Source organism: Streptomyces sp. NPDC102258 (assembly GCF_055584685.1).
The window spans coordinates 1-10,067 of record NZ_JBVJLO010000051.1 but is presented as its reverse complement, the minus strand read 5'-3'; the positions used below and the strand labels follow the sequence as shown (position 1 = coordinate 10,067).

Annotated in this window: 9 protein-coding genes; 3 read left to right on the top strand and 6 right to left on the bottom strand. The window is 73.1% G+C overall.

Annotation, left to right across the window (positions count from 1 at the left end):
* From ACZ6ZT_RS34810 to ACZ6ZT_RS34785, 6 genes are all read right to left on the bottom strand, one after another.
* A partial coding sequence (locus tag ACZ6ZT_RS34810; RefSeq protein ID WP_469724445.1) for an ATP-binding cassette domain-containing protein occupies positions 1 to 298 on the bottom strand: 298 nt, incomplete at its 3' end.
* A 6-nt stretch (positions 299 to 304) separates the two neighbouring features.
* Entirely contained in the window at positions 305 to 1,438 is a 1,134-nt protein-coding gene (locus tag ACZ6ZT_RS34805; RefSeq protein WP_469724444.1) for an aliphatic sulfonate ABC transporter substrate-binding protein, read from the bottom strand.
* Complete coding sequence (locus ACZ6ZT_RS34800) at positions 1,426 to 2,706, bottom strand: sulfate adenylyltransferase subunit 1 (protein WP_469724443.1); 1,281 nt, start codon at positions 2,704 to 2,706, stop codon at positions 1,426 to 1,428. The genes ACZ6ZT_RS34805 and ACZ6ZT_RS34800 overlap by 13 nt, the downstream gene beginning before the upstream one ends.
* A gap of 2 nt (positions 2,707 to 2,708) precedes the next feature.
* The gene (cysD, locus tag ACZ6ZT_RS34795) at positions 2,709 to 3,578 is read right to left on the bottom strand and encodes a sulfate adenylyltransferase subunit CysD (protein ID WP_469724447.1); all 870 of its coding nucleotides are present in this window, start codon (positions 3,576 to 3,578) and stop codon (positions 2,709 to 2,711) included.
* A 50-nt stretch (positions 3,579 to 3,628) separates the two neighbouring features.
* Positions 3,629 to 4,174 carry an adenylyl-sulfate kinase gene (gene cysC, locus ACZ6ZT_RS34790; RefSeq protein ID WP_469724442.1) on the bottom strand — a complete coding sequence of 182 codons (546 nt, stop codon included), beginning with the start codon at positions 4,172 to 4,174 and terminating at the stop codon, positions 3,629 to 3,631.
* Positions 4,175 to 4,209: 35 nt separating this feature from the next.
* On the bottom strand, positions 4,210 to 4,893 hold the full coding sequence (locus tag ACZ6ZT_RS34785; RefSeq protein ID WP_469724441.1) for a phosphoadenylyl-sulfate reductase: 684 nt from the start codon (positions 4,891 to 4,893) through the stop codon (positions 4,210 to 4,212).
* Between the two features lie 382 nt (positions 4,894 to 5,275).
* Here ACZ6ZT_RS34785 and ACZ6ZT_RS34780 point away from each other — a divergent pair, with 382 nt between their 5' ends.
* The 3 genes from ACZ6ZT_RS34780 to ACZ6ZT_RS34770 are packed head-to-tail and all read left to right on the top strand — an operon-like array spanning position 5,276 to position 9,840.
* Positions 5,276 to 6,940: a hypothetical protein gene (locus ACZ6ZT_RS34780; protein WP_469724440.1), complete on the top strand. Its 1,665-nt coding sequence runs from the start codon at positions 5,276 to 5,278 to the stop codon at positions 6,938 to 6,940.
* Entirely contained in the window at positions 6,937 to 8,103 is a 1,167-nt protein-coding gene (locus tag ACZ6ZT_RS34775; protein WP_469724438.1) for a hypothetical protein, read from the top strand. The genes ACZ6ZT_RS34780 and ACZ6ZT_RS34775 overlap by 4 nt, the downstream gene beginning before the upstream one ends.
* 36 nt (positions 8,104 to 8,139) lie before the next feature.
* Entirely contained in the window at positions 8,140 to 9,840 is a 1,701-nt protein-coding gene (locus tag ACZ6ZT_RS34770; RefSeq protein ID WP_469724436.1) for a nitrite/sulfite reductase, read from the top strand.
* Positions 9,841 to 10,067 lie beyond the last annotated feature (227 nt).

Here is a 10,067-nt window from a genome sequence, read left to right as displayed (position 1 = left end):
CCGCGGTGAGCCACGGGAACAGGGCGTGCTCCTGGAACATCAGGGCCGGACGGCCTTCGGTCGACACGGTTCCGGCGGTCGGGGTGTCCAGTGCGGCGACCAGGTTGAGGAGGGTGGATTTGCCGCAGCCGGAGGCGCCGAGGAGGGTGACGAACTCGCCGGGGGCGACGTCGAGGCTGATGTCGTCCAGCACCAGCTGGGGTCCGGCGGGACCGGGGAAGGACTTGGAGACGTGTGCGATGCGAACGGCCCGTGCGAGGGCCGTGGTGTGCTCCGCGCCGACCAGGACGGTCGCCATCGCGGGTCACCTCCTTCGATCGTCGAGGCCCGGGCCCGGCGGGGTGACGGGGGGCTTGTGCAGGGAGGCGAGGACCGTGTCGAGCGGCCCGAGGTCGTAGATGCCGGACAGGTCGGGCCGCTCCAGCAGGCCGGCCGCGACGGCGTGGTCGGCCTGGGCGGTGAGGGTGGCGGCCAGCGGGTCGTCGGTGACGAGGACGGACGGCCAGGCGCGGTCGATGACCTCGGGCTCCAGCTCCTTGCCGCTGAGGGTCTTCAGGGCGGCGTTGGCCGAGGCCTTGGCCTCGTCCCGGTGGGCGTTGATCCACTCGTTGGTCTTCACCGTGCCCCTGAGCAGGGCCTCGACCACGTCCTGATGGGCCTTCAGGAACTTCTGCGACACGACGACGTTGGTGATCACGAACTTCCGGTCGGGCCACAGGTCGCTCTCGTCGAGGAGGACGGTGGCGCCCTCGGCGACCAGCTTGGACGCGGTCGGCTCGGGCACCCAGGCGCCGTCGACGGCGCCGGAGCGGTAGGCGTCGGGGGTGATGGTGTTGTTGGTGCGGACGACGGACACCTCGCCCTTCCCGCTGGTCGCGTCGACCTTCCAGCCCCGGGCCGCGATCCAGTCGAGGAAGGCCACGTCCTGGGTGTTGCCGAGCTGCGGGGTGGCGATCTTCCGGCCCTTGAGGTCGTCGAGGGTCCTGATCCTGTCCGGGTTCACGACGAGCTTGACGCCGCCCGAGGCGGAGCCGGAGACGATCCGCAGGTTCCGCCCCCCGGACTTCGCGTAGCCGTTGACGGCGGGTGAGGGGCCGATGAAGGCGAGGTCGACGGAGCCCGCGTTGAGGGCCTCGATCGCGGCCGGCCCGGCGTTGAAGGTGGTGGTCTTCAGGGCGGTGCCGCCGAGTTCCCGCTGGATCAGCCCCTCGCGTACGCCGACCAGGGCGGTGGCGTGGGTGAGGTTGGGGAAGTAGCCGAGGGTCACGGAGCCCGCCGAGAGCGGGGCGCCCGCCGCCCCGGCGGGGGCCCGGGCCGCGACCGGGACCGGATCGGGCCGGGACCCGTAACCGCAGGCGGTGAGGGCCGCGGCGAGCAGCAGCAGGAGGGCCGCGGCGGGGCCGGGGCGGCGGGGCCGGGGCGTGGTCAGGCGGTCCATTCGGGCTCCGTGAAGGCCTCGCCCGCCATGCCCGCGGTCAGGGTGGTGCCGTCGGCCGGGTCGACGAGCAGGAAGGACCCGGTGCGGCGGGAGGCGGCGTACGCGTCGAGGGCGAGCGGTTCGGCGGTCCGGACGACCACGCGGCCGATGTCGTTGGCGACGAGCCGGCCGGGGTCCGGGTGCGGGGAGAGGTCGTCCAGGGTCAGCCGGGAGGGGATGTCCTTGACGATCGCCTTGACGGTGCGGGTGGTGTGCTTGAGCAGGACGCGCTGGCCGACCGTCAGGGGGCGGTCGGCGACGTGGCAGACCGTGGCGAGCACCTCGTGCGTGGGGGCGGGGGCGACGGCGGTGGGGGCGATGAGGTCGCCGCGGGAGACGTCGATGTCGTCCGCGAGGCGCAGGGTCACGGACTGCGGGGCCCGGGCGGTGTCCACGGGCGTGCCCAGGGCGTCGATGGCTTCGATGGTGCTGGTGCGGCCGGACGGCAGGACGGTGACGGCTTCGCCGACGCGCAGGACGCCGGAGGCGATCTGGCCCGCGTAGCCCCGGTAGTCGGGGTGCTCGGCGGACTGCGGGCGGATGACGTACTGGACGGGGAAGCGGGCGTGGGCGGCGGTGAGCTCCTCGCTGACCGGGACGGTTTCCAGGTGTTCGAGGACGGTGGGGCCGCCGTACCAGTCCATGTGGGCGGAGGGCTCGACGACGTTGTCCCCGGCCAGGGCGGAGATCGGGATCGCGGTGATCTCCGGCACGCCCAGGTCGGAGGCGTAGGCGGTGAACTCCTCGGCGATCGCCGCGAAGACCTTCTCCTCGTAGCCGACCAGGTCCATCTTGTTGACGGCGAGGACGACGTGGGGGACGCGCAGGAGGGCGGCGACGGCGGCGTGGCGGCGGGTCTGCTCGATGACGCCGTTGCGGGCGTCGACCAGGACGACGGCGAGGTCGGCGGTGGAGGCGCCGGTGACCATGTTGCGGGTGTACTGCACGTGCCCGGGGGTGTCGGCGAGGATGAACCGGCGGCGGGCGGTGGCGAAGTAGCGGTAGGCCACGTCGATGGTGATGCCCTGCTCGCGTTCGGCGCGCAGGCCGTCGGTGAGGAGGGCGAGGTCGGGGGCTTCCTGGCCGCGCCGGGCGGAGGCGGCTTCGACGGCTTCCATCTGGTCGGTCAGGACCGACTTGGAGTCGTGCAGGAGCCGGCCGACCAGGGTGGACTTGCCGTCGTCGACGGAACCGGCGGTCGCGAAACGCAGCAGCGTGGTGACGCCCATGGCTAGAAGTACCCCTCGCGTTTGCGGTCTTCCATGGCGGCCTCGGACATCTTGTCGTCGGCGCGGGTCGCGCCCCGCTCGGTGAGGCGGGAGACGGCGATCTCGGCGATCACGGCGTCCAGCGTGGCGGCGTCGGAGTCGACGGCGCCGGTGCAGGACATGTCGCCGACGGTGCGGTAGCGGATGAGACGCGTCTCGGGCGTCTCACCCTCCTTGGGACCGCCCCACTCGCCGGCCGTCAGCCACATGCCGCCCCGCTGGAAGACCTCGCGCTCGTGGGCGAAATAGATCTGCGGCAGTGCGATGCCCTCGCGGGCGATGTACTGCCACACGTCCAGCTCGGTCCAGTTCGACAGCGGGAAGACGCGCACGTGCTCGCCCGGGGCGTGGCGGCCGTTGTAGAGCTGCCACAGCTCGGGGCGCTGGCGGCGCGGGTCCCACTGGGAGAACTCGTCGCGCAGGCTGAACACCCGCTCCTTGGCGCGGGCCTTCTCCTCGTCGCGGCGGCCGCCGCCGAAGACGGCGTCGAACCTGAGCCGCTGGATCGCCTCGGTCAGCGGGAGGGTCTGGAGCGGGTTGCGGGTGCCGTCGGGGCGCTCGCGGAGCGTCCCGGCGTCGATGTACTCCTGGACGGAGGCCACGTGCAGGCGCAGGCCGTGCTCGGCGACCGTGCGGTCGCGGTACTCCAGGACCTCGGGGAAGTTGTGGCCCGTGTCGACGTGCAGCAGCGTGAAGGGCACCGGCGCGGGCGCGAACGCCTTCAGCGCCAGGTGCAGCATGACGATGGAGTCCTTGCCGCCGGAGAACAGGATCACCGGCTTCTCGAACTCCCCCGCCACCTCACGGAAGATGTGCACCGCCTCGGACTCCATCGCGTCCAGATGGCTGAAGGCCCTGGCCGCCTTGTGCAGGGGAATGACGGTCACGCGAGACCCCTCTGGTCGAGCAGCGCGAAGAGCGCCGCCGCGGATTGGTGGACGGACTGCGTGTGCGACTCGATACGGAGGTCCGGGGTTTCCGGTGCCTCGTAGGGGTCGTCGACCCCGGTCAGCCCGGTGATCTCGCCCGCCGCCTGCTTGGCGTACAGGCCCTTCACGTCACGTACGGAGCAGACTTCGACCGGGGTCGCGACGTGCACTTCCAGGTACGGGGTGCCCTCGGCCGCGTGCCGCTTGCGGACGGCCTCCCGGCTGTCCGCGAACGGCGCGATCACCGGGACCAGGGCCTTGACGCCGTTGCGTGCGAGGAGCTCGGCGACGAAGCCGATCCGCTGCACGTTCGTGTGCCGGTCCTCACGGCTGAAACCGAGCCCGGCCGAGAGGAACTCGCGGATCTCGTCCCCGTCCAGGACCTCCACCCGGTGGCCCCCGGCGCGCAGCCGCTCGGCCAGCGCGTAGGCGATGGTGGTCTTCCCGGCGCTCGGCAGCCCGGTCAGCCACACGGTGGCGCCCTGGTCGCTCACGCTCATCTGTTTCTTCTCCGTTGGTTCTTCGCTCGTCGTCATCAGCCGTGCAGTCCGCACTCGGTCTTGCCCCGCCCCGCCCACCGGCCGGCCCGCGCGTCCTCGCCCGCCGCCACCCGGCGGGTGCACGGGGCGCAGCCGACGGAGGCGTAGCCGTCCATCAGCAGCGGGTTGGTCAGCACACCGTGTTCCGCGACGTACGCGTCCACGTCGCCCTGGCTCCAGCGGGCGATCGGGGAGACCTTGACCTTCCGCCGCCGCTCGTCCCAGCCCACCACCGGGGTGTTCGCCCGGGTCGGGGACTCGTCCCGGCGCAGACCCGTCGCCCACGCCTCGTACGCCGTCAGGCCCTCTTCCAGCGGCTTGACCTTGCGCAGCGCGCAGCACAGGTCCGGATCACGGTCATGCAGCCGGGCGCCGTACGCGGCGTCCTGCTCGGCGACGCTCTGGCGCGGGGTGAGGGTGATGACGTTCACGTCCATCACCGCGTCCACCGCGTCCCGCGTCCCGATCGTCTCCTCGAAGTGATAACCCGTGTCGAGGAACACCACGTCCACACCCGGGAAGGCGCGGGAGGCCAGGTGCGCGACGACCGCGTCCTCCATCGAGGAGGTCACGCAGAACTTCCTCCCGAAGGTCTCGGCCGCCCACCGCAGGATTTCCGGCGCGGAGGCGTTTTCCAGTTCCCGTCCGGCCCGTTCTGCCAGTTTTTCGAGATCGGCCATCCGGCAGCTCCTTACGCAAGGGAGAAGTGGTGCACGGACAGAATTCGTTGCGCCGAGATTAGCAATGTTGACCCCTAAAGCACTGACCGTTCGCTGATCGCGGCCATTTTCGGCCGAAGGGCCAATCCAGGCCCCTCAGCTGGGGTTTCCCGACTTTAAGGGGATTTACGGTAGGCGGTCAGCGAGCGGTAAGTCTCCGATCAGCGGACCGCCAGCGCCCTCGTGCCATAGTGGGCCGGAAATCATGCCGAATGGGTTTACGCATTCGCGCCGACTTCCCCCGGAGAGGGCATACAGAGAAATGAGCCTGCAAAGACTGCGCCGAGGAAGGCTGATACGCCGCCTCGCACTCTGTCTGTCGGCGGTGGGACTCACCGCCTCCATGCTCACTGGAGCGGAGCCCGCCGCCGCCGGCACGCCGGTGACCTGGACCTCCACCTTCCAGGGCACCGACGGCGTCACCTATTCGGCGACCAACCACCTGGTCGCGGCGGCCAAGGGCCCCGCCCGGCAGTGGATGCTCGTCTGGTCCGGCCCGGCCAAGCAGCCCGCGCCCGACTTCCTGACCGTCATCGACGCCACCCCCGGCTCCCCCACGTACGGCAAGGTCGCCAACACCGTCACCGTCGGCCCGAACAACGGCAACGAGCCGCACCACATGCAGTACGTGTGGCACAAGGGCGACCGGATCTACGCCGGCGGCATCATGAGCGACACCACCTTCGTCTTCGACGCGAAGGCGCTGCCCGCGCTGACCATCGCCGGGGTCAACACCACCGTCGACACCCCCTGCGGAACCCTGCCCGACGCCTACCAGGTGCTGAGCGACGGGACCGCGTACGGCACGTACATGGGCGGTCCGAACGTCACCGGCCCCTGTACGTACACCAACGGCCAGGTCCGCGTCGGCAACGGCGCCGCCGGCTCGCCGGGTGAGATCGTACGGATCGGCCAGGACGGCAGGACGCTCGCCGAGATCCCGGCGGCCACCGCCGCGGGCGAGGACCCGGCCCAGTGCGGCAACGTCCCGGCGCTGCCCGCCGCGACCTGCGCCAACCCGCACGGCGTGGCCGTCCGCGAGGACCTGAACATCATGGTGGCGAGCGACTTCGCCGAGGCCCGCAACTTCATGACGCCCGACTCGGTGCTGACGGAGAACCTGGCCCGCCAGACCGTCCGCGTCTTCGACATCACCCACCGCGACGATCCGACGCTGCGCTCGGTCTCCAAGGTCGCCGACGGTCCGCGCGGGGCGCTGGAACAGCGCGCCTTCTTCCGCGAGTCCCGGGTGGTCATGGAGACCGCGCTGACCAACCGGCCCGGCCACAAGGGGGCGTTCGTGTCCTCCATGGCCGGCGGGGCCGTCTTCTACACCCCGGACATCACCGCGCCCGACCCGCAGTGGAAGGAGGTCTTCGACGACACGACGGCCTATCGGTCCTTCCAGAACGACAAGAGCGTCACCGGCAGCGGGGACAACGGCAGCTGGCTGGCCGTCAGCCCCGACGACCGGTTCCTCTTCCACACGGTGATGGGCCAGTCCGTGCCGTACGGCAAGCCGCTGGACCAGACCACGGGCATGATCTACGTCCTGGACATCCAGAAGCTCCTCGCGGCCGGGAACGGCGCCCGGTGCTCGGTCGACGAGCTCGCCGAGGCCAGCCGGGGCGGGCACGAGCGGGACTGCCCGGAGCTGGTCAGCACCGTGCCGATCCGCGACGTCAGCGCCGGCGGCCCGCACTGGGGCGCCATGGACAACTTCAAGCGGGGCGCGGACGGCGTCTACCGCGAGACGCAGGACGTCAGCCGCATCGCGGTCGCCAACTACTTCGTCGCCGGGTCCTTCGGCGGCGGCGGCGACCACCGGGTGTGCATGTTCGACCTCGACCGGCGCGGCCGGGTCTCCCTCGACCGGTCCTTCCGCGACGAGAACACCGGCAAGCCCTGCGTCGGCTTCAACCGGGCCTCGTGGCCGCACGGCGACTTCGGCGACAGCCAGCCGCACGGCGTGCTGTTCGTGGTCAGCGACAGCGTCGTCCGACGGTGAACACCGTCCTCGTGGCGGCGGTCGTCCTGACCGCCGCCCTGGCGCTCGGCCTGCTGCTGCTCCTGCGGACCCGGCTGCTGCGCCGGCGCGCCACCGCCACGGCGTACTTCGCCGTGGCGGTGGCGGGCGCGGTCCTGGCCGGGGTGTGGGGCGGCCCGCTGCTCACCCCCGGGCCGGCCCGGCCGGTGGCGGGGCGGGTGCTGCTCGACTCCCTCGTGGTGGGTGCCCGCACGGTGCCGGTGCTGGTGGTGCCGAACCGCCCCGGGTACAACCTGGTGGCCGTCGGCGCCCCCGACGCCGCCGCCGGGACCGGCCGGGACCGGCTGACGAAGGGCGAGCGGCGGCCCGGGTCGGCCCTGACCTGGGTGCCGGTCGAGCTGCCGGCCGGGCCCGGGCGGGTGTGGGTCTCCACCGGCGGGGCCTCGGCGCCGCTGGCCGTGGACACGGGCCGGGCGGGCGGCGGTGAGGGTGGCGGCGCGGACGTGCGGGGCGCCGACGGGCCGGAGTGCGCGAGCGCCGCCGTCGGGGCCGTGGTCGGGGGCAGCGCGCGGCCGCCGGCCGGCTGCCCCGCCGACCGGCTCACGGAGGCGGACGCCGCCGCGCTGCGGGACACCGTGGGCTTCCTCGCCGGGCGCGGGGCCCGCTCGCTGGCCCTCGCCGAGGACGCCTCGCCGCGCGGCCGGGCGGCGGCCGCCGAGGTGCGCGCCGCGGCGGCCCGGGCGGGCCTGTCCGTATCCGCGCCGGGCTCCGGCCGGCAGCCGCTGGTGGTCACCGCCGGCTGGGCGGGCGCGGACACCGCCGTACGGGACGTCGCGGCGGGCCGCACCACCGCCGAGGGCACCTACCTGGCGCCCTGGCTGTTCACCGCCCCGCTGCTGTCGCCGAGCGCGGGCCAGCTCATCGCGCTGCGGTACGCGCCGAACAGCCCGGCCGCGGTGGAGTACCTGACGGCGCTCGGCAGCCGCCTGCCGGGCGAGATCCCGACCGCCGCCGGGTACGAGGCCTGGCGCGCGGCCCGCGGATCGGCCGGCCCGGCCCCCGCCCGGCTCTACGCCACGGCGGTGCTCTACGTACCGGGCAGCGGCGCGCACCACCACGAGGAGTCCACGAGCTGGCTGCCCAGCGGGATGATCGTCCCCGTCGCGGGCCTCGGCACCACCTGATCCCCCCTCCCCCACCCCACGTAGGAGCACACGGAGATGACGGAAACAGCCGTGCCACCGGTCCGGACCGCCCGGACCGCCCGGCCCGCCGCCGCCCAGCGCCCCGAGGGGCAGTGGGCGCTGGGCCAGCGGGAACCGCTCAACGCCAACGAGGAGTTCAAGCGGGCCGAGGATCCGCTGCTGGTGCGCGAGCGCATCGAGCGGGTCTACGCCCGCGAGGGCTTCGCCTCCATCGACCCCGACGACCTGCGCGGCCGGATGCGCTGGTGGGGCCTGTACACGCAGCGCAAGCCCGGCATCGACGGCGGCAAGACCGGCTCGCTGGCTCCGGAGGAGCTGGAGGACGAGCACTTCATGATGCGGGTGCGCAGCGACGGCGGCACCCTGGACCTGGCGCAGCTGCGGGCCATCGCGGACGTCTCGACGCGGTACGCCCGCGACACCGCCGACATCACCGACCGGCAGAACATCCAGCTGCACTGGGTGCGGATCGAGGACGTGCCGGCGATCTGGCGGCGGCTGGAGGCGGTCGGGCTGTCCACGACGGAGGCGTGCGGGGACTGCCCGCGCGTCATCGTGGGCAGTCCGGTGGCGGGGGTGGGCGCGGACGAGGTGCTCGACGCGACCCCGGCCGTACGGGAGATCGCCGAGCGGTACATCGGGGACCCGTCACTGTCGAACCTGCCGCGCAAGTACAAGTCGGCGGTGTCCTGGCTGCCGGACATCCCGTACGAGATCAACGACCTGGCCTTCCTCGGCGCGGTCCACCCCGAGCACGGGCCGGGTTTCGGCATGTGGGTGGGCGGCGGGCTGTCGACGGTGCCGGTCCTCGCGCGGCACGTGGGGGTGTGGGTGCCGCTGGCGGAAGTCCCGGACGTGTGGGTGGCGGTGGCGCGGCTGTTCCGCGACTGGGGCTACCGGCGGCTGCGGAGCCGGGCCCGGCTGAAGTTCCTGATCGCCGACTGGGGCGTGGAGAAGTTCCGCCGGGTGCTGGAGGAGGAGTACCTGGGCCGGCCGCTGCTGGACGGCCCGGCGCCCGAGCTGCCGCCGGAGCCGATCGACCACATCGGCGTACACCCGCAGCGGGACGGGCTGTCGTACGTGGGGGCCGCGCCGGTCGTGGGGCGGCTGTCGGGGACGCGGCTGGCGGCGCTGGCCGACCTGGCGCAGGCGCACGGCAGCGGGCGGGTCCGGCTGACGCCGTATCAGAAGCTGCTGGTGCTGGACGTGGCGGATCCGGAGCCGCTGGTGGCGGAGCTGGCGGAGATCGGGCTCCAGGCACGGCCGTCGCCGTGGCGGCGCAACACGATGGCGTGCACCGGGATCGAGTACTGCAAGCTGGCGATCGTGGAGACGAAGGAGCGGGCGGCGACGCTCGTCGCGGAGCTGGAGAAACGCCTCGCGGGGGAGGAGGTGCAGCTCGGCATCAACGTCAACGGCTGCCCCAACTCGTGCGCGCGGACGCAGGTCGCGGACATCGGGCTCAAGGGGCAGCTCGTCGCGGACGAGGACGGGCGGCAGGTGGAGGGCTTCCAGGTGCACCTGGGGGGCGGCCTGGCGCTGGCCGCGGACCAGGAGGGCGGCTTCGGCATGAAGGTGCGGGGGCTGAAGACCACGGCGGCGGACCTGCCGGACTACGTGGAGCGCCTGACCCGCAGCTACCTGTCCTCCCGGAGCGGGCCGGCGGAGTCCTTCGCCGCGTGGGTGGCCCGCTGCGACGAATCGGCCCTCCAGTAACGCGTTTTCTGACCCGGTGGCCCGGCGGCCCCGGCCCTTCGAGCGAGCCACCGCGCGCGCCCGGGGCCGGGGCCGCCGCTGCGCGGAGCGGGTCCCCTGCCCGCCCTTGCACCGTTCCCGCCTCAGGCGCCGGCGCGGCTGAGAGAAACCCGGGCGGTGTCCGGCCCGCGCCCCGGCGCGGCTCACCACACGGCGCTCCGCGCCCGCGCCTCAAACGCCGGCGGGGC

Excerpts from the sequence above, each read along its gene's own strand:
- ACZ6ZT_RS34805 (WP_469724444.1), bottom strand. The coding sequence starts at position 1,438 with ATGGACCGCCTGACCACGCCCCGGCCCCGCCGCCCCGGCCCCGCCGCG.
- ACZ6ZT_RS34800 (WP_469724443.1), bottom strand. The coding sequence starts at position 2,706 with ATGGGCGTCACCACGCTGCTGCGTTTCGCGACCGCCGGTTCCGTCGAC.
- cysD (WP_469724447.1), bottom strand. The coding sequence starts at position 3,578 with ATGGAGTCCGAGGCGGTGCACATCTTCCGTGAGGTGGCGGGGGAGTTC.
- cysC (WP_469724442.1), bottom strand. The coding sequence starts at position 4,174 with ATGAGCGTGAGCGACCAGGGCGCCACCGTGTGGCTGACCGGGCTGCCG.
- ACZ6ZT_RS34785 (WP_469724441.1), bottom strand. The coding sequence starts at position 4,893 with ATGGCCGATCTCGAAAAACTGGCAGAACGGGCCGGACGGGAACTGGAA.
- ACZ6ZT_RS34780 (WP_469724440.1), top strand. The coding sequence starts at position 5,276 with ATGCTCACTGGAGCGGAGCCCGCCGCCGCCGGCACGCCGGTGACCTGG.
- ACZ6ZT_RS34770 (WP_469724436.1), top strand. The coding sequence starts at position 8,140 with ATGACGGAAACAGCCGTGCCACCGGTCCGGACCGCCCGGACCGCCCGG.